The sequence below is a fragment of the Streptomyces sp. RKND-216 genome (assembly GCF_004795255.1).
GTDB lineage: Bacteria > Actinomycetota > Actinomycetes > Streptomycetales > Streptomycetaceae > Streptomyces > Streptomyces hazeniae.
Map to the genome: position 1 here is coordinate 2,807,408 of NZ_SSBQ01000002.1, position 26,277 is coordinate 2,833,684.

Genomic DNA, 26,277 nt, shown 5'->3' on the forward strand with positions numbered 1-26,277 from the left:
GATGTTCCACCCGCTGCAGGTCACAGCCGTGGAGCAGCTCACCGACGACGCCGTCGCGGTGACCCTCGCCGTGCCGGCCGAGCTCCGCACCGCCTACCGCTACGACCCCGGGCAGCACATCGCGCTGCGCCGCACCGATGCCGGCGGCGAGGAGATCCGCCGGACCTACTCGCTGTGCGCCCCCGCCTCGGAGGCACCGGAGACCCTGCGCATCGGCGTGCGCGGGGTGGAGGGCGGCGCGTTCTCCACCTACGCGCTCAAGGAGCTGGCCGTGGGGGACAGCGTCGAGGTGCTGCCGCCCACCGGGCGCTTCACCCTCCCGCCGCGCACCGGCTACTTCGCCGCGATCGTCGGCGGCAGCGGCATCACGCCGGTGCTGTCGATCGTCTCCAGCCTGCTGGAGCGCGAGCCCGGCGCCCGCTTCTGCCTGATACGCAGCGACCGCACGGCCGCCTCCACGATGTTCCTGGAGGAGCTGGCCGACCTGAAGGACCGCTACCCCGAGCGCCTGCAGCTCGTGCACGCCTTCTCCCGCGAGGAGCAGGCCTCCGGCCTGCCCTCCGGCCGGCTGGACGAGGAGCGGCTGAACACGCTGCTGCCCGCCCTGGTCTCCGTGGACGAGGTCGATGGCTGGTACCTGTGCGGCCCGCTCGGTCTGGTCGAGGGCGCGACGAAGGCCCTGCGCGGCCTGGGCGTCCCCCGGACGAAGGTGCACCAGGAGATCTTCCACGCCGACGAGGCGACCGGACCGGCCGCACCCGCGGCTCCCGCCCTGGCCTCGGCGGCGGTCACCGCCACACTCGACGGCCGCTCCGGGAGCTGGCCGGTCGAGGGCGGCGAGAGCGTGCTGGAGACCGTCCTGCGGAACCGCGCCGACGCACCCTACGCCTGCAAGGGCGGCGTCTGCGGCACCTGCCGCGTGAAGCTGCTCACCGGCGAGGTGCGCATGGACCGCAACTACGCGCTGGAGCCGGAGGAGGTCGACGCGGGCTACGTGCTGGCCTGCCAGTCGCACCCGACGACGGAGAAGGTCGAGGTCGACTTCGACGCGTAGCAGGTCGACCGGGCCGCGCGCGTGTGTCACGACGGGTGGCGGGCGAGGTCGCTGCGTAGTCTCGTCGCCGTGCCGACCTTCTTCACGCTCGTCTGGGGGCGCCTGCGCGGCAGCAACTGGTGGCGGCGTGTACACCTGCGCGCCGCCATCGCCGGCGTCGCCGTCTCCACCGTCGTCCTGCTGGTGGGCTCCGCGGTGATCCTCCCGCTCGAGGAGAACGCGCCGGGCGCCACGATCACCAGCTACCCGCTCGCGCTGTGGTGGTCGATCGAGACGGCGACCACCGTCGGCTACGGCGACCTGTACCCGGTCACCGCGGGCGGCCGGGTGGTCGCCGCCGTGGTGATGGTCGTCGGCATCACCACGTTCAGCGTGGTGACCGCCGCGCTCGCCACCGGGTTCGTCAGCCGGGCCACCCGCGACCTGCACCGGCTCGGCGCCGACGTGCGACGCTTCGAGCAGAGCCACGCCGACGGGCTGGCCGAACAGCTCCGGGCGATGCACGAGCGGTTCGACCGGCTCGAGAACCGCCTCGACCAACGCGGCTGACCGGGCCGCCGGCCGCCGCCCACCCGTGCCTGACCGACAACCGCCGGACAGCCGCCGGACCGGGCGGCGCGTCGTGCGGGCGCAGTGTCCAGCCGGCCCGGCTCCCCGTACGCGCCGTGTCGCGTATACGCCTCGTCCTACTTCACGTACGCCTCGGCGCCCTCGCCGACGAGCGGCCGCCCCGACGCCTCCCAGGCCAGCATGCCGCCGTCCACGTTCACCGCCGTGACCCCCTGCTGCCGGAGGTATTGGGTGACCTGCGCCGACCGCCCGCCGACCCGGCACACCACGAACACCGGCGCGTCCCCCTCGACCCGCTCGGTCAGCTCACCGAACCTGCCGACGAAATCGCTCATCGGAATGTGCAGCGCACCCTCCGCATGCCCGGCCACCCACTCGTCGTCCTCCCGGACGTCGAGCAGCAGCCCGTCCGACGGCACCTGGGCGACCTCCACCTGCAGCACCTGACCGAAGTCCATCTCTCGCCTCTCACTCTCCACGTTCCCCAGCGGCCCGCCCGGGCCGGTGGTCAGCCGGCGGTCGCCAGCTCCGCCAGCCGGCTCTCCCGCTCCGCGACGTCCGCGAGCAGCTTCTCGGCGATCTCCTCGAGCAGCCGGTCCGGGTCGTCGGGGGCCATGCGCAGCATCGCACCGATCGCGGACTCCTCCAGCTCCCGGGCCGCCGCGACGAGCTGCTCCTTGCGTGCGGCCAGCCACTCCAGGCGGGCGTACAGCACCTCGCTGCGGCTGAGTTCCGGCTCTGGGCCGCGGGCGGCCGGGCCGATGCGCCACTCCTCGGCGAGTCCGCGCAGCGTCTGAGCGTCGCCCCGGGCGTACGCCTGGTTGACGCGCACCATGAACTCCTCGCGCCGCCTGCGCTCGACGTCGTCGGCGGCGAGGTCGGGATGTGCCTCGCGGACCAGCTCCCGGTAGGCCCGGCGGGTCTCCTCGTCGGGCCGTACCCGGCTCGGCGGCTGCACCTGCTGCTCGTTGAGCATCGCGGCGGCCTCGGGGGAGAAGCCGTCGGAGTCGATCCAGCCGTGGAACAGCTCCTCGACTCCGGGCATCGGCATCACGATCGCCCGGGCCTCCTCGGCGCGGCGCCGGTCCTCCGGATCCCCGCTGCGGGCGGCGACGGCCTCGGCGATCTGCGCGTCCAGCTCGTCGAGGCGCGCGTACATGGGCCCGAGCCGCTGGTGGTGGAGCCGCGAGAAGTTCTCCACCTCGACGCGGAAGGTCTCCACCGCGATCTCGAACTCGATCAGCGCGTCCTCGGCGACCCGTACGGCCCGCTCCAGCCGCTCGGTGCCCGGACCCGGGCCCGGGTCCGCCCCGGAACCGTCCCGGCCCGCACCGGCCGCCCCGCCCGGTGCCGGGTCGGCTGCCGCGTCTGCGGCCGGTCCGGATGCTGCGTCCGGTGACGGGTCCGCTCCCACGTGCTGGTCAGCGGGCTGCCCGGCTTCCTGTTCGGCTTCCTGGCGCACTCGATACTTCCTCGCGATGGTGTCCGGGCCGGGGCCCGGCGGTCCCGCCGACCGGGCCGGCCGGGGGCCGTCGGACGGCGGCGTCACCCGGCCAGCGTAGTGAAGGCTGCGGTCACCCTCCCAGTTCCGCGGCGAGTCGCCCGGACCGCACCGCCGCAACCAGTGCGGCGTGGTCGGCCTCCGTGCGGTCCGCGTAGGCGGTGGCGAACGCGCCCACCGCCTCGTCCAGCTCCTCGTTCTTGCCGCAGTAGCCCGTGACGGCACGCGGGTCGGCGCTGTGCGCGTGTGCGCGGGCGAGGAGCGCGCCGGTCATCCGGCCGTAGTCGTCGAGCTGGTCGGCGGCCAGCCCCGCCGGGTCGACGCTCCCCTTGCGGTTCCGGAACTGCCGGACCTGGAAGGGCCGGCCCTCGACGCTGGTCCAGCCGAGCAGGATGTCGCTGACCACCTGCATGCGTTTCTGCCCGCGCACCACCCGCTGCCCTTCGTGTCCGGAGTCCCCGGGCTCCGGGAAGCCGGCGGCGGGCAGGTGCGGGCCGAGCACCGAGGGCCGTGCCTCCTTCACCTGGAGCACCAGCGGCTCGTTCCGGTGGTCCAGGAGCAGCACCACGTAGCTGCGGGTGCCGACGCTTCCCGTGCCGACCACGCGGAAGGCGACGTCGTGGACGGCGTACCGGGCGAGCAGCGGATGCCGGTCCTCGGGCAGCGTCTGCAGGTACGGTCCGAGCGAGGCGGCGACCCGGGCCGCCTCGGTTTCCCCGACGCGGCGCAGCACCGGCGGCGCGTCGACGAAGCGGCGTCCGCCGTCGTCGTCCGGCTCGGTGGACTTGGCGGCGAAGCGGGCGCTGGTGTTGCGCCGGGCCTTCTCGGACACCGTGCGCAGCGTGCCGACGAGGTCCTTGGCTCCGGCGTGGGAGACGAGCTCCTCGTCGGCGATGGCGTTCCACGCGTCGGCGGCAGGCATCCGGGCCAGCAGCCGCATGGTGCGCCGGTAGGCTCCCGCGGCGTCGCGGGCGGCCTCCCGGCAGTCGTCCTCACTCGCGCCGGCCTCCCGCCCGGCCAGCACCAGCGACGCGGCGAGCCGCTTGAGGTCCCACTCCCAGGGGCCGAAGGCGGTCTCGTCGAAGTCGTTGAGGTCCATGACCAGCCCGCCGCGCGCGTCGCCGTACAGGCCGAAGTTGGCCGCGTGCGCGTCGCCGCACAGCTGGGCGCCGATGCCGGTGGCCGGCGTGCCGTGCGCGAGGTCGTAGGCCATCAGGCCCGCCGAGCCCCGCAGGAAGGCGAACGGCGAAGCCGCCATCCTCCCGACACGGAGGGGCACCAGGCCGGGCAGGCGACCACGGCCGGACTCCTCGACGGCGGTCACGGCGTCCGGGCGGCCCGGCGGGGTGTCGAGGACGGCGTGCGCGCCGCGCGGCACCTGCTCGCGGAGCGCCTTCCCGTCCTGCTTGGGCGACCCCGCCCTCGGGCGCCGCGCGAAGCCCTCGACCTGCGGTATCCGTGCCATGTCCCGTTCCCCCGTACGTGCCGCCCGGTTCCGTTCCACCGCCGCCGTCCAGGCGGTGACCCGACCGTACCCGCGCGCGACCGCCGCGCACGAGGGCTGTGGATGAGGGGTGTGGACAAGCGGTGTGGATGCTGCCGACTTCCGCGGCCACCGGAAGCGTCAGGGGCGGAACTCGCGCGGGCAGCTCGCCGCCGATTCCGGCAGGTGCACGTCGGCCCAGCGCGTGAGTTCGACCATCGCGGGACGCAGTGCCAGGCCGGCCTCGGTGAGCCGGTAGCCGACGCGCAGCGGCGGGCCGGCGTCCACCTCGCGGACGACCAGGTCGAGGCCGGCGAGCTCGCTGAGCCGGTCGGAGAGCATGCGTTCGCTGATGCCGGGGACCGCCCGGCGGAGTTCGGCGAAGTGGCCGGGGCCGTTCATCAGGGCGGCGAGGATCAGCCCGGTCCAGCGCTTGCCCAGCATGGCGAAGACCCGGGTGATGCCCGCCTCGGGCGCGGTGCAGATGTCGCCCTGGCCGGCGGCCGGCCCCGCGGCCCGCTCCCCGCGTCCGGTCGTCTCGTCCCGCAGCTCCGTCATGACCCCAGAGTACTGCGCCCACGCAAGGAGGTGCAAAAAAGTAAGTACCTGTGTTATTAATAGCTACGCACGGAAGAGAATCTACTGACGAGAGTGAACGGAGCCACACCGATGGCCACCCTGCTGCACATCGACTCCTCCCTGAACGGCGACCGCTCGCACTCCCGCGCCGTCACAGCGGCCTTCACCGCCGCGTGGCGGGAGGAGCACCCGGACGGCACGGTGATCTACCGCGATCTCGCGGCCGACCCCGTCCCGCACATCGACGCCACCGCCTACTACGCCGGCTACGTCGCCCCCGGCGACCGCAGCCCGGAGCAGCAGGAGGCCTCCGTTCTGCGCGAGCAGCTGATCGAGGAGGCCGAGTCCGCCGACGTGATCGTGCTCGGCGCCCCGCTGTACAACTGGTCGATCGCCTCCGGCCTGAAGGCGTGGCTGGACCACGTCATCGCCGTCGGCCGCACCACCATGACCGAGAGCCCCACGCTGGCCGGCAAGCACGTGATCGTCATCACCTCCCGCGGGGGCTCCTACCGTCACGGCACCCCCGAGGAGGGCAACGACCACCTCGAGCCGTACCTCCAGATGGTGCTCGCGGACAAGCTGGGGATGAAGCCAGAGTTCATCCTGCCCGAGCTCACCCTGGCGCCAGTCACCCCGGCGATGGCCTCGCTGGTCCCACAGTTCGAGGAGTCCCGGGAGGACGCCCTCGCCGCCGCCCGCGCCCAGGGCCGCGAACTCGCCGCCCGCCTGGGCGCCTGACCGCCCCGGCGCACACAGAAGAACCCCGCAGGTCGACGACCTGCGGCGACAGCAGCTGACACTATGCAGGAGGGGTCCCTTCCGCACCGCAGGCGGAAGGGACCCCTCGTACATTTGATCCGGGCCGTGGCAGTCAGGGCAGTTGCGCCAGCCCCGATCACGCGTGACGGGGCCGCTCTCCCCGGCGTCCGTGGTGCGCCGTGAGAGCGGCCGGTCTTCAGTGGCCGACGAGTTCGCCCGCGAGGCGGTCGTGCATACGGGCGCTGGGGTCGTTCAGCCCGGTGATGGTGACCTTCTTGCCGCGGGAGGCGTACTTGGTCTCGATCGCGTCCAGTGCGGCAACGGAGGAGGCGTCCCAGATGTGTGCCTCGGAGAGATCGATGACCACGTCGTCGGGGTCGCCGGCGTAGTCGAACTGGTAGACGAGGTCGTTGGAGGAGGCGAAGAAGAGCTCGCCGGTGACCGCGTAGATGACCTGGGTGCCGTCGGGGTCGGTGACACTGGAGACGTTGACCAGGTGCGCCACCCGGCGGGCGAAGGCGACCATGGCGGTGACGACGCCGACGATCACGCCGATCGCCAGGTTGTGGGTGGCGACGACCACCACGACCGTCACGGCCATCACGATCGTCTCGGCCGGCGGCATCCTGCGCAGCGTCTTCGGCTGGACGGAGTGCCAGTCGAAGGTGGCGAAGGAGACCAGGATCATCACCGCGACCAGCGCGGCCATCGGGATGTCGGAGACCACCGGTCCGGCGACGACGACCAGGACCAGCAGGAAGGCGCCAGCCAGGAAGGTCGACAGGCGGGTGCGGGCGCCGGACGTCTTGACGTTGATCATGGTCTGGCCGATCATCGCGCAACCACCCATACCGCCGAAAAGACCGGTCACGATGTTGGCGACGCCCTGGCCGATGGACTCACGGGTCTTACCGGAGTGGGTGTCGGTGATGTCGTCGACGAGCTTGGCCGTCATCAGCGACTCCATCAGTCCGACCAGCGCGAAAGCGAAGGCGTACGGGGCGATGGTCGTCAGGGTGTCGAGCGTCAGGGGGACGTCGGGGATGCCGGGGACCGGGAGGGAGGAGGGCAGTTCGCCCTTGTCGCCGACGGTCGGCACGGCGATCCCGGCCGCGATGGTGATCACGGTGAGGACGACGATGGAGACCAGGGGGGCGGGGACGACCTTCGTGATCTTCGGGAAGAGGATCATCAGCGCGAGGCCGCCGAGGACCAGGGGGTAGACGGCCCAGGGGACGTTCCGCAGTTCGGGGATCTGGGCCATGAAGATGAGGATGGCGAGCGCGTTGACGAACCCGACCATGACGCTGCGCGGCACGAACCGCATCAGCTTGGCGACTCCGAGCGATCCGAGGAGGACCTGGATCAATCCGCCGAGGACGACGGCGGCGATCATGTAGCCGAAGCCATGCTCCCGGTTGAGCGGGGCGATGACCAGGGCGACCGCGCCGGTGGCGGCGGAGATCATCGCTTTACGGCCGCCGACGAGGGAGATGACAACGGCCATCGTGAAGGAGGCGAACAGACCGACAGCGGGGTCGACTCCGGCGATGATGGAGAAGGAGATCGCCTCGGGGATCAGCGCGAGCGCGACCACGAGGCCGCCGAGAACCTCGGTGCGCAGCACCTTGGGCGAGGCGAGGAAGTCGGGACGGGACAGGCGCAGCCGCGAGGCTGCCGACGTTGCTGCGGACATGCATCCGTTTCTGTTCGGGCACGCGGATACCGCCGCGCGCGCATCATGCGGGCTCCGTCGGGAGCGGGTCTCCTGCCGCGCGCACCGGCGGGTTGTGGCTCGGTGCGGGCCAGGGAGGTCGGCGGCCGGGACGGGCCGCCGATCGGGCATCATTGCCCGGAAGCGTGTGGGAGCCGCCCCGGGCCTGGCGGGCCGGGCGGCCGGAACGGTGTACCCGCTCCAGACAGAACACTACCCTGACGTCAGGGATGGTTGCGACCAGTGAGCTGTGAATCACAGGCGATCAAGGCGTATCCGCCTGTGATCGTTCTCACCGCGTCGCCCTGGCGTTGAACATCTGAAACGTGTTGGACACACGAAGGGAAACAGACGGCGATGACCGAGCGGCAGATGCAGATCGGTGAAGTGGCTGAGCGAACCGGTCTGTCGCTGCGCACGATCCGGCACTACGAGGAAGTGGATCTGGTCATCCCCTCCGCCCGCAGCAAGGGCGGCTTCCGGCTCTACACCGGCGCCGACATCGAACGCCTGATGGTCGTACGCCGCATGAAGCCGCTCGGCTTCACGCTGGAGGAGATGCGGGATCTCCTGGAGATCACCGATCGGCTCTCCTCCCGAGGGGCCGACCCGAACGCCGCCGAGGAGTCAGCGCGCCTGCGCGAGCGCCTGGACGCCTACCGGAAGGTCGCCGACGCCCGCTGCGAGACGCTGCGCGCGCAGTTGATGGCTGCCGAGGACTTCGCGGCGACCCTGCGCCGCCGGCTGGAGGAAACCGCCTGAACCTCCACAGCGGCGCGCCGGCCGCGGCCGGAAGTCTTTGGTCACGAGAGGTTCGCCGGGGCCCGTCAGCTCTCGCGGTCGAGTCGGAGCGGCGGCTGATCAAGGAGCCTCGAACGGTGATCGTGGGCCACGTGCAGCGCGGGGCGCTCCCACCGTCTCTGACCGCGTTCCTGCTACGTGCTTCGGCCGGCGGCGCTCAAGAAGGGCCCGCACGAGCGATATGCGGAAACCTGCACCGTCCTTTGAGACGGTCGGAGAACACCACACCAGAGAGGGCGGTAGATGAGCCTGCGTTTCGAGGAGATCGACTGGCGGCCGACGCCCATGGGTGACATCAGCCTGCGGCGGCGCCGGGAACCGGTCTCCGGTGTCGACGTGCACGAGGTGAAGCTCGGTGACGAGTTCCTGATGTCCAGCCTCTTCACCGCGGGCGAAGTGGCCCTGGCTGACATCGCTCTGGCGAAGTCCACGGACCCCGTGCTCGACGTCGCGGTCGGCGGCCTCGGCCTCGGCTACACGGCTGCGGCAGCGCTGGAGGATGAGCGGGTGCGGTCCGTGGTCGTGATCGACACGCTGGCAGAGGTCATCGAGTGGCACCAACAGGGCCTGGTGCCCATGGGCGAACGCCTGGCGTCGGATGCTCGGCTCCGCTTCGTGCACGGGGATTTCTTCGCCTCAGTCGGATCCGCAGACGGCCTGGACCCGGACGAACCGGGGCGCCGTTTCGACGTCATCCTGCTCGACATCGACCACTCTCCTCGCCACGTCCTGCACGACCGGCACGCCACCTTCTACGAAGCCGTCGGGCTGCACGCGCTCGCCCGGAACCTGAAGTCCCGGGGCACCTTCGCACTGTGGTCCAACGACCCGCCGGACGAGGAGTTCACCGCCGTACTCGCCGACGTCTTCGCCACCGCAGAAGCACACGTCGTCGACTTCGAGAACCCGCTGCAGGGCGGCAAGGCCTCCAACACCGTGTACGTCGCCGTGAAGTGAGCAGGGTCAGCAGGTCGGGTGGGCTCCATTGGGGGATGTCGAAGATGCCGTCCTCAACGACGCGGAATTCGTCGTCCGGTACGAAGCCCGAGGAGTGTGTCAGGGCCGCATAGGTGGTGTCGTAGGTATGGGTGGTGTCCTCGACGACCATGCAGCGTGCGCGGACCACGACCTGCCCAGTTCACCTGCGGACCGGGGGGAGCCCGGCGCCGGATGAGCGGCTTCCGTGCCGCAGCCCTTGGTGCATTCCCGAGCGGCCACGGCGTGGAGCCGGTGACTGCCCGGGAATGTCTTCGGAAGCAGGCCGGGCAGCGCCCGGCGAGCACCCACACTCTAACGCAACGAGAGTGTTACCGGTCAAGGGTCCCCTTGCCGGCGGAAGCGGGTCGGCGCGCGCCTCCTCCGGGCTCAGGGGGACACCAGGTGGAGCCGTCCGGGCAGGAGATCGACGTCGAAGGGTTCGGAGAGGTCGTACGCCGGTGTTCCGTCCAGGTCGACGTGCACGGGCCCGTCGGGAGCGATACGCAGTCGGTGCGCGGGATGCGCCGGAAGGTGCGGTCCGAGGATCCTCATCGGTCCGTCGCCGGGCAGCCCGACACGCGTGGCCGTTCCCCGCGTGGCGGTGTGCGTGTGCTGCTTGACGATCACGTTCACGGTGTTGCCCTGGCCACCTGCCGGGGTGACGGTTGCTCCTTCCACGTCGACGTCCCCTCGGCAGCCGTGGGACGCCAGGAGGGGGATGCCCCACATCGCCGCACGCCTGGTGCGCTGCGAGACCACCTTCGTGCAACAGCAGCGCCACGTGCGGACGGGGCTCCAGGCATTCCCCGTTGGGGGTCCGGGCCCGTGGGCGCGAGCGGGCTCACGTCCGTGGCGTGGACACCGCCCATGGCGAGCTGGTTGCGCAGTATGCGCGCCCGACTTCGTTCGGCGGTACTCCAGCCCCGCAGGACACCTACTTGCGGGCGGCGTGCCGGGAAGGGTGCGCATCAGGTTCGCTGCTGAGCGGACCAGCCGGTACCGGTCGTCGGCCGGCTCAACGACGTGGCTGGGGGCGTTTCCGTAAGGGGGCAAGGGGACTCCTTGCTGTGTGATGCCGGTGCCGGACGGTCACCCGGCGGGCAGGCAGAAGCGCCTGCCCCCGCCCGAGCGGCACTCCGGCCGCGACGACGTCAGTACAGCCACCAGCGACCGTCTCCCGGCTGTGCATCCCAGGTGTAGATGCCGCCTTCGGCGGAGGCCGCCCGACCGGGATGGCTCATACTCTAACGCAGCGGAAGGGTGCATTTGTAGCGAGGATGGCGAGTTCGCCTCCAGCACCCAGGTGAGTCGCGGCACACACTCACGTGACGAGAGATTAAGATGGAGGTCCCGGTTCAACCCCGAGCGAACCGGCTCGCAGCCCCGGTCGGCATTCCCCCTCGTCGGGCCGGGGCTGCCCCACCAGGCGGTGTCGAGGCCTCCTCCAGCCCTCGGCGCCGCCGTCGCGGGGTGTCAGCGCAGGTGGGCCGCGGGGTCGGAGGCGAGCCAGCCGCGGGCGCCCCAGAAGTCCACGGCGCGGCAGAGGGTCTCCCGTGCACGCTGTGCCGTTGCGCTGTGCGGTTCCTGCCAGCGGCCGTTGAACCAGTCGGCAAGAGCGGTAGCGGCGTCAGGCTGATCCAGGGCACCGAGTCGGTTGTAGGAACCGAGGTGTGTGCCCAGGAGCAGCATCGCGGTGTTGTCCACCTCTCCGGAGGCCTCGGCGAGGAAAGCGGCGATGGCCTGCCGCACGGTCGGTACCGTGCCGGCCGCCGGTCCGGCCGGCGGTCTGGCCGGCGGGCGGCGACGCACACCCCGGTTGCTGGTGGCCCGGGGTGCCTGCCGCTGTGCGTCCGGTGGTGCGGTGCGGGTCGCGGGAGGGGGGGCCGCGCCCTCCCCAGGCCCCGTGGTCTCGAGGAACCGCTGTCCAGTGGCCGGCTGTTCTGCTCCGGCGGCCACCGGTCCGGGTTTCTTCGGTGGCGGGGTCTGCCGTACGGCGGCCTGCCGCGCGCGATGCGGGGCACCGCCAGTGCGCGGGGTGTGCAGCGCCGCAGCGACGTACGTGTGGGGCACCGGTACGTTCTCCTCGACGGAACTGCGCAGTACCTCTGCGTCGCAGTTCCGGCACAGGGGGAGTTGCCGCCAGCCGATGATGGACAACTGGGTGCCGCGGGAGTGCCGGGTCATGGACTGGGGGCGCGCGACGATGTCGTCGCCGCCACAGGTGGCACAGAGCGGGCCGCCGCGCATCCACGCCGCGCCACAGACGCCGCAGACGACGCGGATGTCGCCGTCCTGGGGCGTTCCTTCCAGGTCCTCCCTCTCACCGCAGGACGGGCAGACCAGTGCGTGGGCCATGGTGTCGCCGAACCTCCCTGTGCTTTCTCTACTGGTGGGCTGCGATGAGTGGTTCCAGCGGCGAGCCGGGGAACTCCCTCTGAAAGGAGGAGATGTGCCACTTGCTGGGAAAGAGCCCGAGCCAGGTGCCGTCGCGTACTCGCCGCATGCCCTCGCCGTGCACGAGTCGGGAGCGGCTGAGCGCCTCCGCGCCCTCCTGGTCGGTCGCCCGTGCGGTGCCGTACGGCAGCGACTCCAGACGTACCGCGGCGGAGAACTCGAACTCCATGCGGTGCGCGACAACGTCGAACTGCATCGGCCCGACAGCAGCGAGCACCGGTGCCTGGTCCCCGCGGCGGTCGGATACCAGCACCTGCACCACGCCTTCCTCGTCCAGCTGGGCGATACCACGGCGGAACTGCTTGGACCGGCCGATGTCCACCGGGCGTACGACGGCGAAGTGTTCGGGCGCGAAGGTGGGCATCGGCGGGAACACCGCGCGCTGCCCGCTGTAGAGGGTGTCACCGACGCGCAGCGCGGTGGCGTTGACCAGGCCGACGACATCCCCGGGGTAGGCGGTCTCCACGGCCGAGCGGTCCTGTCCGAAGACGCTGTGGGCGTACTTGGTCGCGAAGGGCTTGCGCGTAGCGGCCCGGGTGACGGTCATGCCGCGTTCGAAGACGCCGGAGCAGACCCGCACGAAGGCGATCCGGTCCCGGTGCGCGCGGTCCATGTTGGCCTGCACCTTGAACACCAGCCCGGAGAACGGCGCGTCCACCGGCCGAACACCGCCGGCCTCCAGCTCCCGGGCTGCCGGTGGAGGCGCCATGTCGACGACGGCATCCAGCAGCAGCCGCACACCGATGTTGGAGATCGCCGCGCCGAAGAAGACCGGGGTGGACTTGCCGGCCAGGAAGTCGCCGGGGTCGTGTCCGGCGCCGGTCTCCCGCAGCAGCGCGAGTTCGTCGCGGGCCGTGGCCCAGTCCTCTTCGAACTCCCCGGCCGCACGGTCGGCCGGGTAGGTCTCCTCGACGGCCTCCTTCTCACCCCCCGGGGCGCGGGTGTAACGGATCATCCGCTCGGGGTCGCGGGCGTCGATCAGGCCACTCAAGTGTCCGGCGATACCGACGGGCCAGGTCACGGGAGTCGGACGGAGCCGGAACTCGCTCTCGATCTCGTCCATCAACTCCAGCGCGTCCCGACCGGGGCGATCCCACTTGTTGACGAAGGTGATCACCGGGATTCCGCGGTGGCGGCACACATCGAAGAGTTTGCGGGTCTGCTCCTCCAGCCCCTTGGCGGCGTCGATCAGCATCACCGCGCAGTCCACGGCGGCCAGCACCCGGTAGGTGTCCTCGGAGAAGTCTGCGTGGCCGGGGGTGTCCAGCAGGTTCAGCACCTGCCCGCGATGCGCGAACTGCAGCACCGCCGAGGTCACCGAGATACCCCGGGCCTGCTCCATCTCCATCCAGTCCGAAGCGACCCCGCGCCGACTGCCCTTGCCGTGCACCGCGCCGGCCGACGTCAGCGCATGCGCATGCAGCGCCAAAGCCTCCGTCAGAGTCGACTTCCCCGCGTCCGGATGCGAGATCACCGCGAACGTACGCCGCCGCGCCGCCTCTCCCGCAGGCGTACCGTCACTCACCGCGTCCCACCGCCCCGTCCGGGGACACGGCCGTCAACCGCGCGATATGCCCGTGCAGCGAGCGGGCGAAATCCTCCGCCGCCGCCAACTCCCGCCGCAGATCCTCACACCGCGCGTCCGTCTCCTGCCAGTACTTGTCCAACCTCGCCACCAGATCCGCATGCGCACCCGCGTCCGTCTCCGGCTCCGGACCCCTCGACGCGGGCATCTTCTCCAGAATGTCCAACAACGACCGCACGTCCTCCAGCCGGAACCCCAGCGGCCGCATCCGGCGCACCAGCTTCAGCCGACGCTCCTCCGCCTCGGTGTACAGCCGGAATCCGCCGTCACTGCGCTCGGTCCGGCCGATGACTCCTACCTCCTCGTAGTGCCGGATCGTCCGTAGCGAGAGCCCGGTACGCTCCGACACCTCCCCGATCCGCATCAGCCGCTGTGCCATGACCACCTCCCGACCACAACACTACCCTCTCGTGAAGGTAAGGTGTGAGGCGTCAGGGACCGTCCCGATCTCCGTCAGCCCCGGCACGGTCCGCACGGCCGGCACCATGCTCCGCCACTTCGACCGGACGGGAAGGCCTCTCCGGGCCTAAACACCGCAGCCGCCCCCACGCCGGGCACGAGCCGGAGATGTGGGATGCCGCAGCCCCTGGACTACGGCACAGCCGCATGGAAGAAGATCTACTTCCGCCTTCGCAACAGCGTGGAGGGGTTCAACGGCCTCACCAGGAGCCACCTGGACGAGCCCATCGAGCAGCCCGGCAGTCGCCCGCGTCAGGGGCATCGCCGCCCAGACCGTTCTGCTCGCTTTCCAGCTCGCCCACGCGAACAGGCGCAATAGCGTCAGGCGAAGCCGACCAGCAGCAGGACATCCGCGGGACAAGCCACCGGAGCAGTGGCCATCGCTCACCGCAGGGTGCCCACACAGAAAGTCGCCGACTGTGACACAGCGAAACGGGCTCCTCCCGGTGACTTCCGTCACCGGGAGGAGCCCGTTTCGTCGGTGCTCCTCTGGTGCGCGAGGGGGGAGTTGAACCCCCACGTCCTTTCGGACACTGGAACCTGAATCCAGCGCGTCTGCCTATTCCGCCACCCGCGCCCGGGTGCTTCCCCACTCTTGCGGAGAAGTCCGCCGACCGGCCCCTCGCGGCGCCTTCCGACGTCGCACACGTTAGCACGCATGACGGGGTGGATTCACATCCGTTCCGCGCACCCCGCACGGCCCCGCTGAGGGACACTGTCCACCGGCGCCGCCCGCCCGCCCCCTACCATCGTGCGAGGGTGTGGGGGGGGTGTGAGCGGCGACACCGGCCACGGGGACACCTCCGGGAACCAGCCGGTATCCCCGCGCGTGGATACGATCAGTAAGCAGTACCGGGGCGCGGTGTGCCCAGGTTCGGTCACACTGAAGCCCGTCACACTGGGAGCGCAGGCGTCGTACTAGAGCGGCGGCCATCTGGGAAGGAGGTGCACCGTGGGAGTTCTGAAGCGGTTCGAGCAGCGACTCGAAGGTCTCGTCAACGGCACCTTCGCCAAGGTGTTCAAGTCGGAAGTGCAGCCGGTCGAGATCGCCGGCGCCCTCCAGCGCGAGTGCGACAACAACGCGACGATCTGGAACCGCGAGCGGACAGTCGTCCCCAACGACTTCATCGTCGAACTCAGCGCACCCGACCACGACCGCCTCAGCCCGTACGCCGGCCAGCTCGGCGACGAGCTCGCCGGCATGGTCCGCGACTACGCCAAGCAGCAGCGCTACACCTTCATGGGCAGCATCAAGGTGCACCTGGAGAAGGCCGAGGACCTCGACACCGGCCTGTACCGGGTCCGCAGCCGCACGCTGGCCTCCAGCACCTCCCAGCCGCGCGGCGGCAGCGCCGACCGCGGCTCCGGACCCGCCGGAGCGGGCGGTCAGATGGGCGCACCCCCCACCGGACCGGGCGGCGGCGCAGGCTATCCCCCGCGTCCGCCGGGGGCGCCCCCGATGCCCTCGCACGCCCCCGGCAGCGGCCCCGGCGGGCCGCTGCCGCGCGCCGAAACCCGCCGCTGGGTCGAGATCAACGGCACCCGCCACCAGATCTCCGGCGGCAGCATGGTCCTGGGCCGCAGCACCGAGGCCGACGTCCGCGTCGACGACCCCGGGGTGTCCCGCCGGCACTGCGAGATCCGCGTCCAGGGCGGCGGCGGAGGGGCGCACGTGCAGGATCTGGGTTCCACCAACGGCATCGTGGTGGACGGACAGCACACCTCACGCGCTACGCTCCGCGACGGCTCACGGATCGTCGTGGGCAGCACCACGATCATTTACCGGCAAGCCGAAGGGTGAAGCGGGGGCAATGTCAGAGCTGACCCTGACGGTCATGCGGTTGGGATTTCTCGCCGTGCTGTGGCTGTTCGTCATCGTGGCCGTACAGGTCATCCGCAGTGACCTGTTCGGCACCCGGGTGACCCAGCGCGGCGCACGGCGCCCCGACGCACGTCCGCAGCAGCGCCAGGCGCCGCAGCAGCGGCCGCAGTCGGGCAGGAACCGCGGACGCTCCGGCCGCGGCTCCCCCACCAAGCTGGTCGTCTCCGAGGGGTCGCTGACCGGCACCACAGTCGCGCTCCAGGGCCAGACGATCACCCTCGGCCGCGCGCACGACTCCACGATCGTGCTGGACGACGACTACGCCTCGAGCCGCCATGCCAGGATCTTCCCCGACCGCGACGGGCAGTGGATCGTGGAGGACCTCGGGTCCACCAACGGCACCTACCTGGACCGGTCCCGACTCACCACACCGACGCCGATTCCGCCCGGAGCGCCGATCCGTATCGGCAAGACGGTCATCGAGCTGCGGAAGTAGACAGGCCGAAGACATGACGACCGGAGGGTGGGCACCGTGCGGATGTACCCGGAGCCGACGGGCGAGGTGCGCATGAGTCTGTCACTGCGCTTCGCCGCCGGATCGCACGACGGCATGATCCGCGAGCACAACGAGGACTCCGGCTACGCCGGACCCCGGCTGCTCGCCGTCGCCGACGGAATGGGCGGCCAGGCCGCCGGCGAGGTCGCCAGCTCCGAGGTGATCTCCACCATCGTGCAGCTGGACGAGGACGTCCCCGGCTCCGACCTGCTCACCGAACTGGGCAACGCGGTGCGCCGCGCCAACGACCAGCTCCGGGTGATGGTCGAGGAGGACCCGCAGCTCGAGGGCATGGGCACCACGCTCACCGCCCTGCTGTGGACGGGCCGCCGGCTCGGCCTGGTGCACGTCGGCGACTCGCGCGCCTACCTGCTGCGCGACGGCCGCCTCACCCAGATCACCGCCGACCACACCTGGGTGCAGAAGCTCGTCGACGAGGGACGCATCACCGACGAGGAGGCCACCACGCACCCGCAGCGTTCGCTGCTGATGCGCGCCCTCGGCAGCGGCGACCACGTCGAACCCGACCTGTCCATCCGCGAGGTGCGGGCCGGCGACCGTTACCTGGTCTGCTCCGACGGCCTGTCAGGTGTCGTGTCCCACCAGACCATGGAGGACACCCTCGCCGGCTACCACGGCCCGCAGGAGACCGTGCAGGAGCTGATCCAGCTCGCGCTGCGCGGCGGCGGCCCCGACAACATCACCTGCATCGTCGCCGACGTCCTCGACGTGGACGCCGAGGACGGCACCGCCACGCAGCTCAACGACACCCCGGTCATCGTCGGCGCCGTCGCCGAGAACCAGACCCAGCTGCGCGGCGACGCCCACACGCCCGCCGCCCGCGCCGCCGAACTCGGCCGCGGCGGCTCCGGCCCCGCCGTGCCGCCGCAGCAGACCCCGGGGCAGCACGGCACCCCGCAGGACGGCGGCTTCGGCCCGCCCGGCAGCGGCCACGGCCCCGGCACACCGCCCGCCACCGGATCATTCGGCAGCTTCACCGAGGACGACTTCGTCAAACCGCGCTCCCGGGGGCGCTGGATCAAGCGCTCGCTGATCATCGCTCTCGTCCTCGCCGTCCTCGGCGGCGGCGTGTACGCGGGCTGGTCCTGGACGCAGAAGCAGTACTACGTCGGCTCCAACGGCGACCACGTCGCCGTCTACCGGGGCATCAGCCAGGAGTTGGCCGGCATCAGCCTCAGCAGCGTGCACGAGGATCACCCGGACGTCCCGCTGCAGTACCTGACCACCTTCCAGCGGCAGCGCCTCGAGGAGTCCATCACCGCCGACGACCTCGCCCAGGCCGAGGAGAAGATCGGCGAACTCCGCGCCCAGACCGAGGCCTGCCGTCTCGCCGAGGAGCAGCAGAAGGCCCGCGAGGAGCAGGAGAAGGAGCAGCGCCAGCGCCAGAACGACCGCAACGACGGCCAGGGCAGCGGTCAGAGCGGCGGCGACCGGGCCGGCAGCCCCTCCGACAGCCAGAGTTCCCCCTCGCCTTCGCCCGGCCCCAGCATGTCGGAGAAGCAGCGTGAACTCGCCCAGCAGTGCACCACGCCGTAGGGGACCGGACAGCGTATGAGCAGCAACCTCAACATCAACACCGGCAGCAATACGACGGTCTCCTCCGGCGGCCTCCCCAGCCGGCGCAACACCGAGCTGGCCATGCTCGTCTTCGCGGTGCTGATCCCGGTCTTCGCCTACGCCAACGTGGGTCTCGCCCTCGACGGCGAACTCCCCGCCGGCATGCTCGGCTACGGCCTCGGCCTCACCGCCCTCGCCGCCTGCGGCCACCTGGTCGTCCGCAAGTGGGCGCCGTACGCCGACCCGCTGATGCTGCCCATCGCGATGCTGCTCAACGGCCTCGGGCTGGGGCTCATCTACCGCCTCGACCAGGTCGAGTACCTGAAGCCGCCGGACGCCGCACCCGGCCAGCTGCTGTGGTCCGCGATCGGCATCGGCCTCTTCGTGGCCGTGCTGATCTTCCTCAAGGACCACCGCGTCCTGCAGCGCTACACCTACATCTCCATGGTCCTCGCGCTGGTACTGCTGGCCCTGCCGATGTTCTTCCCCGCGGTGAACGGCGCCAAGATCTGGATCACCATCCCCGGCGTCGGCTCGCTCCAGCCCGGCGAGTTCGCCAAGATCATCATCGCGGTGTTCTTCGCCGGCTACCTCATGGTCAAGCGGGACGCACTCGCCCTGGCCAGCCGCCGCTTCATGGGCCTCTACCTGCCCCGCGGCCGCGACCTCGGCCCGATCCTCGCGATCTGGGTCCTCAGTATGCTGATCCTGGTCTTCGAGACCGACCTCGGCACCTCGCTGCTGTTCTTCGGCATGTTCGTGATCATGCTGTACGTGGCGACGGAGCGCACCAGCTGGATCGTCTTCGGCCTGCTGCTCTCCGCGGGCGGCGCCGTGTTCGTCGCCTCCTTCAACGACCACGTCGGGGACCGCGTCGAGAACTGGCTGAACCCGACGGCCCTGGCGCCGAACGGCGGCGTCACGGAGACGGCCCAGGCCATCTACGCGTTCGGTTCCGGCGGACTGCTCGGATCCGGGCTCGGCCAGGGCTTCTCCCGCCTCATCGGCGGCATCGCGACGAAGAGCGACTACATCCTCGCCACCGCCGGCGAGGAGCTCGGCCTCACCGGCCTGATGGCGATCATCATCCTCTACGGCCTGCTCATCGAGCGCGGCGTCCGCACGGCACTCGCTGCCCGCGACCCGTTCGGCAAGCTCCTCGCCATCGGCCTCTCCGGCGCCTTCGCCCTCCAGGTCTTCATCGTCGCCGGCGGCGTCACCGCGCTGATCCCGCTCACCGGCATGACGATGCCCTTCCTGGCGCAGGGCGGTTCGTCCGTGATCGCCAACTGGGCGCTCGTCGCCATCCTGTTGCGCGTCAGCGACACCGCACGGCGTCCCGCGCCCGCCCCGGCGCCCTCACCCGACGCAGAAATGACCCAGGTGGTCCGCCCGTGAACAAGCCCCTGCGCCGCATCGCGATCTTCGCCGGCGTGCTGATCTTCGCACTGCTCGCCCGCGCCAACTGGCTCCAGTTCGTCCAGGCGGACGAACTCCAGAGCGACGACAACAACCGCCGCGGCCTCATCGCGCGCTACAGCCAGCCGCGCGGCGACATCCTCGCCGCCGACGGCACGCCGCTGACCGGCTCCACCAAGACCGAAGCCAGCGACTTCGCGTACAAGCGGACGTACAAGAACGGCGAGATGTGGGCGCCGGTCACCGGCTTCTCCGCCCAGATCTACGGCGAGACCCTCCTTGAGGGCGTCTACGACGAGTTCCTCACCGGCACCGACGACCGGCTGTTCTTCGACCGCACGATCGGCATGCTCACCGGCGAGAAGCAGGGCGGCGGAAACGTCACCACCACCCTGCTGCCGTCCGCCCAGAAGGCCGCGTTCGACGGCCTCCAGGGCAAGGAGGGCGCGGCCGTCGCCATCGACCCGCAGACCGGCGAGATCCTCGCACTGGCGAACACCCCCTCGTACGACCCGTCGAAGATCGCCGGCATGTCGGACGACGACCAGCAGACCTGGACCTCGCTGCAGAAGGAGAACAACGCCTCGCAGCCCATGCTCAACCGGGCCCTGCGGCAGACCTATCCGCCCGGCTCCACCTTCAAGCTGGTCACCGCCGCGGCAGCGCTGGAGAGCGGTGAGTACACCCTCGACGGGAAGACCGACTCCCCCAGCCCGTACAAGGCGCCGATCTCCGGGAACGAGCTGCCCAACTGGTCGGAGACCATTCCCTGCAAGAACGCCTCCATCCGCGTCGCGCTCCAGTACTCCTGCAACAACGTCTTCGCCAAGATCAGCGAGGAGCTGGGCAACGAGAAGATGAAGGAGGCGGCGGAGAAGTTCGGCTTCAACGAGCAGCAGTTCGTCCCCGTCCGCGCCGTCGCCAGCGGATTCCCCGAGGCAGAGCCCGACCTGAACGCCTACGCCGGCATCGGCCAGGGCTCCGTCACCTCCACCCCGCTGCAGATGGCCATGGTCACCGCCGCCATCGCCAACGACGGCGCCCTGATGCAGCCGTACATGGTCGACAAGCTCCGCTCCCCCGACCTCGACATCATCGAGGAGACCAAGCCGGAGGAGCTGAGCGAGCCGATGTCCGGCGCCACCGCGCAAAAGCTCCAGGAGGGCATGGAGACCGTCGTCAGCGAGGGCACCGGCGAATCGGCGCAGATCCCCGGCTACACGGTCGGCGGCAAGACCGGTACCGCGCAGCGCGGCGTGGGCAACAGCGAGAAGCCCTACGCCTGGTTCGTCAGCTACGCCAAGGACCAGAACGGCGAGTCGCCGGTGGCCGTCGCGGTGGTCATCGAGAGTTCCGACACAGTCCGCGACGAGATCGGCGGCAGCACGCTGGCCGCTCCGGTCGCCAAGGCCGTGATGGAGGCCGTACTTGAGGAAAAGCCGTGAACCGGGCACCCCGCGAAGGGTGACCCCGGTCACGTGAACCCCCGGGAAGCGTGCCGGTACCGTATGCCGAGCAGCACACCGCCGGCGCCCGTACGCCAGGGGGCGTCCCGGAAAGACGGAGAGGGCTGGAGACTATGGAAGAGCCGCGTCGCCTCGGCGGCCGGTACGAGCTGGGCTCGGTGCTCGGCCGAGGCGGGATGGCCGAGGTGTACCTCGCCCACGACACCCGCCTGGGACGCACCGTGGCGGTCAAGACGCTCCGCGTCGACCTCGCCCGCGACCCGTCGTTCCAGGCCCGGTTCCGTCGCGAGGCCCAGTCCGCGGCCTCGCTGAACCACCCGGCCATCGTCGCCGTCTACGACACCGGCGAGGACTACGTCGACCAGGTGTCCATCCCGTACATCGTGATGGAGTACGTCGACGGCTCGACGCTGCGCGAACTGCTGCACTCCGGGCGCAAGCTGCTGCCCGAGCGCGCCATGGAGATGTGCATCGGCATCCTCCAGGCGCTGGAGTACTCCCACCGCAACGGCATCGTCCACCGCGACATCAAGCCCGCCAACGTCATGCTGACGCGCAACGGGCAGGTCAAGGTCATGGACTTCGGCATCGCCCGCGCCATGGGCGACTCCGGGATGACGATGACCCAGACCGCGGCCGTCATCGGCACCGCCCAGTACCTCTCCCCCGAGCAGGCCAAGGGCGAGCAGGTCGACGCCCGCTCCGACCTGTACTCCACCGGCTGCCTGCTCTACGAGCTGCTCACCGTCCGGCCGCCCTTCGTCGGAGACTCCCCCGTCGCCGTCGCCTACCAGCACGTGCGCGAGGAGCCGACACCGCCGAGCGCGTTCGACCCGGAGATCACGCCCGGCCAGGACGCCATCGTCATGCGCGCCCTGGTCAAGGACCCCGACTACCGCTACCAGAGCGCCGACGAGATGCGCGCCGACATCGAGGCCTCCCTCGACGGCCAGCCCGTCGCCGCCACCGCCGCCATGGGTTCGGTCGGCTACGCCTCCGGCGGCGGCTACTCCGACCACGACGACCGCCCGACGACCGCGCTGCGCACCCAGGACGCCCGTACGTCCATGCTGCCGCCGATGCGCGACGACGACGGCGGCTACTACGACGAGGACGGCCGCGGCGGGCGCCGCGGCGGCAAGAAGAGCAGCACCTCCACGATCCTGCTGATCGTCGCGCTGGTGCTGGTGCTGATCGGCGCCATCTTCATGGGGCAGGTCATCTTCGGCGGCAACAACGACGACGCCACGTTCGAGATGCCGAGCCTCGCGGGGCAGAGCTACGCCGATGCCCAGTCGGCGGCCGAGGGCCGCGGACTGGAGGTCCAGAAGGGCCAGGCGGAGTACTGCGAGCAGGAGAAGAAGACGGTCTGCAAGACCGACCCGGCCGAGGGCGATCAGGTCACCGAGGGCGACACGATCACCATCATCATGTCGAAGGGCCCGGCTCCGCTGGAGGTCCCCGACGTCGACGGTGACGACTACGACGCCGCCGAGGAAGAGCTCCAGGAGGCCGGCTTCGAGGTGAAGCGGGTCGACGAGGAGTCCGACGAGGAGGTCGGCACCGTCCTCGGCCAGGACCCCGCCGGCGGCTCCAAGGCCGACCGCGGCGCGACCATCACCCTGACGGTGGCGAAGGAAAGCCTCACCACCGTGCCGGACGTGGTCGGCAAGCCCTACGACCAGGCCGCGTCCCAGCTTCAGCAGAACGGCTTCGAGGTCGCCCGCAAGGAGAAGGACAGCCCCGGCACCCCGGCGGACCAGGTCATCGAGCAGAGCTCGACCGGCCAGGCCGCCCCGGGCAGCACGATCGTCCTCACCGTCGCCAAGGCCCCGGCCACCCCGCAGCCCACCGCCGTGCCGGACGTGCGGAACAAGGCGGTCAAGGATGCCAAGGCGGAGCTCGAAGGCGCAGGCTTCTCCGTCCAGGTGCAGGGGTCGACCGACCCGAAAGCCAAGGTCGTCAACACCAACCCGGCACCGGGCACACAGGCGCCGCAGGGATCAGTGGTCACGCTCTACGCCGCGCCCAACCCCGGTGGCGACAACGGCGGGTTCTTCGGCGGACCCGGCGGCGACCGGCGCGGCGACGACGACTGACCCGCGGCGCACCGCACGCTCCACCGGCGAGGGCCGGGCTCGTCACGAGCCCGGCCCTCGCCGCGTCCCACGCCCGGTCGCGCCCTCCGGCCGCGCCGCCTCAGGGCAGCTCCGACGGCGGGGTGCGGTCGGCGTCGACGGGGACGGTGCGCTTCAACTCGCCCCACACGATGTAGCGGTGCTCGGAGGTGTACATCGGCGTGCACGTCGTCAGCGTGATGTAGCGGCCCTCCTCGGTCTTCCCCGACACCTTCGGGACGTCCGCCAGCACGTCGACGTTGTACTTGGAGGTCTCCGGGAGGATCTCGTACACCTCGTAGACGTACCAGGTGTGTTCGGTCTCGAACACGATCGGGTCGCCCTCGTCGATCTCGTGGATGTCGTGGAACCTGGCGCCGTGCCCGTCGCGGTGGGCGGCGAGCGAGAAGTTGCCGGACTGGTCCCAGGGAAGCGCCGACTTCACCGGATCGGTGTAGTAGCCGGCGACGCCCTTGTTGAGGTCACCGATGTCGGTGCCCCTGGTGACGAGGATGTCGTCGTCGGACATCGCGGGCACGTGCAGGAAGCCGATGCCGGTCTTCAGGTTCCGCTCGCCGGGGCCCCGTTCGCCGGGCTCGGTGCGGTCCTCGCTCGCGGCCCAGCTCTCGCGCACCCGGTCGCTCTGCTCGTCGGACTGCCGGTCGGCGACAACGTTCGTCCACCAGAGGGAGTAGACGACGAACAGCGCCAGCACCAGCCCCGCGGTGATGAGGAGTTCGCCGGCGACGCTGACGACGGCGGCGATCCGGCGGACGCCCCGGCGGCGACGACCGCTGTGCGGAGGGCGCTCACGGGCGGCGCGGGCGGAACGTTCCGCCCGCGGCTCCCGGTCCGGCCCCGCGTCGCTCCTGACGTCCTCTTCGGCCCCGACGTCCTGCGCGTTCCGTGTCACCGCTGACCGCCCGTTTCCCCTCGACATGCTCAGCCCCCTGCGCCGGGAGTGCCGCTACCCGACGAGAGCGTCCGGCTTGCCTTCGCTGCGCGGACGCTCGTCCACCATTCTGCCCCAGACGATGAGCCGGTACTTCGAGGTGAACTCCGGCGTGCAGGTGGTCAGCGTGAGGTAGCGGCCGGGCTCCTTGAAGCCCGACTGGGGCGGCACCGGATCCAGCACGCTCGTGTTCGCGGGGGTGGTCGAGGGGAGCCGGCTGTACATCTCGTAGACGTAGTAGGTGTCCGCGGTCTCCACGATGATCTCGTCGCCGGCGACGAGGCGGTTGATGTACCGGAACGGCTCACCGTGGGTGTTGCGGTGACCGGCGACGCCGAAGTTGCCCTGCTCGTCCCACGGCATCGCGGTCTTCAGGCCGGACTTCTCGTCGTAGTGCCCGGCCAGGCCGTTGTCCAGGACGGACTGCTTGTCGATGCCCTGCGCGACGGGCACCACCACGTCGAGCTTGGGTATGTGCAGCAGCGCGAAACCCTGGCCGGGGGAGAACGCGCCGGGCTTGCGCTCCGGGTTCTCCTCCCACTTCTGCGTCAGGCTGTCCTTGGCGCCGCCCGCGTACTGGCCGGCGAGCACGTTCGTCCACCAGAGCTGATAGGCGACGAAGAGCAGCATCAGCACGCCGCAGGTGATGAACACCTCGCCGATGGCGCGGCTGAGGAGCACCACGGGTCCGTCCTTGGCCGCTCTGGCGGCCCGGCGGGCCTCCAGTCGCGTCATGGGCCGTGAGGGTTCCGCGGGGGCGCCACGACGGCCCCCACGCCCCCTGGCGGCGGCCTTGCGCCGGGCGGCACGGCCCCCCAGCTCGGTGTCGCTGGGGCGGCGCAGCGCGACCGTACGGTGCTCGTCGTCGTCCGGCGCGGCCGCGCCGGTTCCGGAGGCGTCCGAGGCAGCTGCGGGCCGCCTGTCCCGGTCGTCGCGATCTCGTTCGGGCCGACGTCGCCGGGGACCGGGCCCGTCGGGCACGTCGACGGCCGGGAGGGCGGCGGTCTCGTCCACGTCGGTGGGCCGACGCCGCTGCTGCGGCCGCCCATGACCGGGGGCCACCGGCCGTACGCCGGGCAGGGACTGCTGCGACGGGACGGCGGGCTGCTCGGCGTGCGGGCCGGGGTGGGCAGCGGGCGACCGGTGGGCCGCCCGCTGCCCCTGCTGCGGGTGCCGCGGCGGGCGGCTCTGCTGCTGCCCCTGCTGCGGCTGTGAGGGGCGGAACCACGGCGAGGGGCCCTCGTCCGCCCCACCCGGCCCGCCCGGCGGCGGCTGCGGCGCCTGTGCCTGCGGGGTGTCCGTGGCCTGCGGGGCCCAGGAGGGCACCCGCGGCCCGGCTTCCGCGCCCGAGGACGGCAGCGGGTCGTTCAGCGGGTCGGCGAGCGCGTCGACGGCCGCCCGGTAGTCCTGCGCCGGGCGCTCGTACGGGTAGGCGTAGGGCTCCGGGTTCCAGGCCGGCTCCTCCCGGGGCGCGCGCTGCTCCCCGGCCCCGTACGGGTCCGAGCCGTACGCGTCCGTGCCGTACGGGGCGTCCTGCCCGTACCCGTCCTGCCCGTACGGATCGCGGTACGGGTCGCCGTTCCCCGGAGGCGTCACGTGCCCACGACGGGGGCGAGCCCCGTGGAACGCTCCACCGCGGCCGGGTCGCCGCACTCGGTCAGCCAGTTGGCCAGCATCCGGTGCCCCCACTCGGTCAGCACCGACTCGGGGTGGAACTGGACGCCCTCGACGGCCAGTTCCCGGTGCCGCAGCCCCATCACCAGGCCGGAGTCCGTCCAGGCGGTGACCCGCAGGTCGGCCTCCGGCACGGTCGACCGCTCCACACCGAGCGAGTGGTAGCGGGTGGCGGTGAACGGCGACGGGAGACCGGCGAACACGCCGTGCCCCTCGTGGGCGACGCTGGAGGTCTTGCCGTGCAGCAGCTCGGGGGCCCGGTCGACGACCGCGCCGTAGGCGACGGCCATGGACTGCATCCCGAGGCACACCCCGAACACCGGCACGCCGGTCCCGGCACAGTGCCGCACCATGTCGACGCACACCCCGGCCTCCTCGGGCGTTCCCGGCCCGGGCGACAGCAGCACGCCGTCGAAGCCGTCCTGTGCGTGCTCCGTGCGCACCTCGTCGTTCCGCACCACCTCGCACTCGGCGCCGAGTTGGTGGAGGTACTGGACGAGGTTGAAGACGAAGCTGTCGTAGTTGTCCACGACGAGAATCCGCGCGCCCATGGATCCGCCTACGCTCCTTCGCCGTCGACCGTGACGTCGTTGAACGGCAGCAGCGGGTCCACCCACGGGAAGACGTACTGGAAGAGGAGAAAGACCACCACGAGCGAGAGAACGAGCGAGAGGAGCGCCCGCACCACGGTGTTGCCGGGCAGATGCCGCCAGATCCAGCCGTACATCCGGTGTTGCCGTCCTTCCCTTCTCA

The 26,277-nt window shown here is 71.1% G+C and carries 24 protein-coding genes and 1 tRNA gene; 11 read left to right on the top strand and 14 right to left on the bottom strand.

The annotated features are described in order from the left end of the window. Position 1 precedes the first annotated feature (1 nt). A complete protein-coding gene (locus E4198_RS12500; RefSeq protein ID WP_136183218.1) occupies positions 2 to 1,054 on the top strand; it encodes a 2Fe-2S iron-sulfur cluster-binding protein in 1,053 nt (350 codons plus the stop codon). Positions 1,055 to 1,123: 69 nt separating this feature from the next. Beyond that, on the top strand, positions 1,124 to 1,603 hold the full coding sequence (locus tag E4198_RS12505) for a potassium channel family protein (RefSeq protein WP_136183219.1): 480 nt from the start codon (positions 1,124 to 1,126) through the stop codon (positions 1,601 to 1,603). Between the two features lie 137 nt (positions 1,604 to 1,740). On the opposite strand, the gene E4198_RS12510 is transcribed toward E4198_RS12505, so the two are convergent. The 4 genes from E4198_RS12510 to E4198_RS12525 all read right to left on the bottom strand — a co-directional run bounded on the left by E4198_RS12510 (position 1,741) and on the right by E4198_RS12525 (position 5,052). Then, positions 1,741 to 2,082, bottom strand: coding sequence for a rhodanese-like domain-containing protein (locus E4198_RS12510; RefSeq protein WP_136183220.1), 342 nt, complete (start codon positions 2,080 to 2,082; stop codon positions 1,741 to 1,743). A gap of 50 nt (positions 2,083 to 2,132) precedes the next feature. Beyond that, positions 2,133 to 3,038: a hypothetical protein gene (locus E4198_RS12515; protein WP_136185344.1), complete on the bottom strand. Its 906-nt coding sequence runs from the start codon at positions 3,036 to 3,038 to the stop codon at positions 2,133 to 2,135. Positions 3,039 to 3,198: 160 nt separating this feature from the next. Further along, positions 3,199 to 4,590, bottom strand: coding sequence for a DUF2252 domain-containing protein (locus E4198_RS12520; RefSeq protein ID WP_136183221.1), 1,392 nt, complete (start codon positions 4,588 to 4,590; stop codon positions 3,199 to 3,201). Positions 4,591 to 4,749: 159 nt separating this feature from the next. Then, the gene (locus E4198_RS12525) at positions 4,750 to 5,052 is read right to left on the bottom strand and encodes a helix-turn-helix domain-containing protein (RefSeq protein WP_247597914.1); all 303 of its coding nucleotides are present in this window, start codon (positions 5,050 to 5,052) and stop codon (positions 4,750 to 4,752) included. 225 nt (positions 5,053 to 5,277) lie between these two features. Here E4198_RS12525 and E4198_RS12530 point away from each other — a divergent pair, with 225 nt between their 5' ends. Then, positions 5,278 to 5,928, top strand: a complete 651-nt coding sequence (locus E4198_RS12530; protein WP_136183223.1) for an NAD(P)H-dependent oxidoreductase — start codon at positions 5,278 to 5,280, stop codon at positions 5,926 to 5,928. Between the two features lie 217 nt (positions 5,929 to 6,145). On the opposite strand, the gene E4198_RS12535 is transcribed toward E4198_RS12530, so the two are convergent. Beyond that, a complete protein-coding gene (locus tag E4198_RS12535; protein ID WP_136183224.1) occupies positions 6,146 to 7,645 on the bottom strand; it encodes a SulP family inorganic anion transporter in 1,500 nt (499 codons plus the stop codon). Between the two features lie 375 nt (positions 7,646 to 8,020). Here E4198_RS12535 and E4198_RS12540 point away from each other — a divergent pair, with 375 nt between their 5' ends. Together E4198_RS12540 and E4198_RS12545 are read left to right on the top strand one after the other, a co-directional pair. Further along, positions 8,021 to 8,425 (top strand): MerR family transcriptional regulator, encoded by a 405-nt coding sequence (locus E4198_RS12540; RefSeq protein WP_136183225.1) that lies wholly within the window; start codon positions 8,021 to 8,023, stop codon positions 8,423 to 8,425. Between the two features lie 282 nt (positions 8,426 to 8,707). Further along, positions 8,708 to 9,421, top strand: a complete 714-nt coding sequence (locus E4198_RS12545) for a spermidine synthase (RefSeq protein ID WP_136183226.1) — start codon at positions 8,708 to 8,710, stop codon at positions 9,419 to 9,421. Positions 9,422 to 9,829: 408 nt separating this feature from the next. On the opposite strand, the gene E4198_RS12550 is transcribed toward E4198_RS12545, so the two are convergent. The 5 genes from E4198_RS12550 to E4198_RS12575 form a co-directional block, all read right to left on the bottom strand. Continuing rightward, entirely contained in the window at positions 9,830 to 10,120 is a 291-nt protein-coding gene (locus tag E4198_RS12550) for a hypothetical protein (protein WP_136183227.1), read from the bottom strand. Between the two features lie 795 nt (positions 10,121 to 10,915). Next, positions 10,916 to 11,797, bottom strand: a complete 882-nt coding sequence (locus E4198_RS12555; protein ID WP_136183228.1) for a hypothetical protein — start codon at positions 11,795 to 11,797, stop codon at positions 10,916 to 10,918. Between the two features lie 28 nt (positions 11,798 to 11,825). Then, positions 11,826 to 13,421: a peptide chain release factor 3 gene (locus tag E4198_RS12560; protein WP_136183229.1), complete on the bottom strand. Its 1,596-nt coding sequence runs from the start codon at positions 13,419 to 13,421 to the stop codon at positions 11,826 to 11,828. Beyond that, on the bottom strand, positions 13,414 to 13,860 hold the full coding sequence (locus E4198_RS12565; protein ID WP_136183230.1) for a MerR family transcriptional regulator: 447 nt from the start codon (positions 13,858 to 13,860) through the stop codon (positions 13,414 to 13,416). The genes E4198_RS12560 and E4198_RS12565 overlap by 8 nt, the downstream gene beginning before the upstream one ends. Before the next feature lie 570 nt (positions 13,861 to 14,430). After that, positions 14,431 to 14,517: transfer RNA gene (locus E4198_RS12575), tRNA-Leu, on the bottom strand. 375 nt (positions 14,518 to 14,892) lie between these two features. Between E4198_RS12575 and E4198_RS12580 the strand changes: the two genes are divergently transcribed. From E4198_RS12580 to pknB, 6 genes are all read left to right on the top strand, one after another. After that, positions 14,893 to 15,741 carry a DUF3662 and FHA domain-containing protein gene (locus tag E4198_RS12580; protein WP_136183231.1) on the top strand — a complete coding sequence of 283 codons (849 nt, stop codon included), beginning with the start codon at positions 14,893 to 14,895 and terminating at the stop codon, positions 15,739 to 15,741. Between the two features lie 10 nt (positions 15,742 to 15,751). Continuing rightward, positions 15,752 to 16,258: an FHA domain-containing protein gene (locus E4198_RS12585; protein ID WP_136183232.1), complete on the top strand. Its 507-nt coding sequence runs from the start codon at positions 15,752 to 15,754 to the stop codon at positions 16,256 to 16,258. 27 nt (positions 16,259 to 16,285) lie between these two features. Continuing rightward, entirely contained in the window at positions 16,286 to 17,875 is a 1,590-nt protein-coding gene (locus E4198_RS12590) for a PP2C family serine/threonine-protein phosphatase (protein WP_136183233.1), read from the top strand. Positions 17,876 to 17,890: 15 nt separating this feature from the next. After that, positions 17,891 to 19,294 (top strand): FtsW/RodA/SpoVE family cell cycle protein, encoded by a 1,404-nt coding sequence (locus E4198_RS12595; protein ID WP_136183234.1) that lies wholly within the window; start codon positions 17,891 to 17,893, stop codon positions 19,292 to 19,294. Then, positions 19,291 to 20,760: a penicillin-binding protein 2 gene (locus E4198_RS12600; RefSeq protein ID WP_136183235.1), complete on the top strand. Its 1,470-nt coding sequence runs from the start codon at positions 19,291 to 19,293 to the stop codon at positions 20,758 to 20,760. Before E4198_RS12595 ends, E4198_RS12600 begins: the two co-directional genes overlap by 4 nt. A 134-nt stretch (positions 20,761 to 20,894) precedes the next feature. Then, on the top strand, positions 20,895 to 22,880 hold the full coding sequence (pknB, locus tag E4198_RS12605; RefSeq protein ID WP_136183236.1) for a Stk1 family PASTA domain-containing Ser/Thr kinase: 1,986 nt from the start codon (positions 20,895 to 20,897) through the stop codon (positions 22,878 to 22,880). A gap of 100 nt (positions 22,881 to 22,980) precedes the next feature. Here pknB and E4198_RS12610 read toward each other — a convergent pair whose 3' ends face one another. The 4 genes from E4198_RS12610 to E4198_RS24875 all read right to left on the bottom strand — a co-directional run bounded on the left by E4198_RS12610 (position 22,981) and on the right by E4198_RS24875 (position 26,251). Then, positions 22,981 to 23,664, bottom strand: a complete 684-nt coding sequence (locus E4198_RS12610; RefSeq protein WP_247597915.1) for a class E sortase — start codon at positions 23,662 to 23,664, stop codon at positions 22,981 to 22,983. Positions 23,665 to 23,865: 201 nt separating this feature from the next. Next, a complete protein-coding gene (locus E4198_RS12615) occupies positions 23,866 to 25,446 on the bottom strand; it encodes a class E sortase (protein ID WP_136183238.1) in 1,581 nt (526 codons plus the stop codon). Beyond that, positions 25,443 to 26,075, bottom strand: a complete 633-nt coding sequence (locus E4198_RS12620; RefSeq protein ID WP_136183239.1) for an aminodeoxychorismate/anthranilate synthase component II — start codon at positions 26,073 to 26,075, stop codon at positions 25,443 to 25,445. The genes E4198_RS12615 and E4198_RS12620 overlap by 4 nt, the downstream gene beginning before the upstream one ends. Before the next feature lie 8 nt (positions 26,076 to 26,083). Then, positions 26,084 to 26,251 (bottom strand): hypothetical protein, encoded by a 168-nt coding sequence (locus E4198_RS24875; protein ID WP_168711423.1) that lies wholly within the window; start codon positions 26,249 to 26,251, stop codon positions 26,084 to 26,086. Between the last annotated feature and the right edge of the window lie 26 nt (positions 26,252 to 26,277).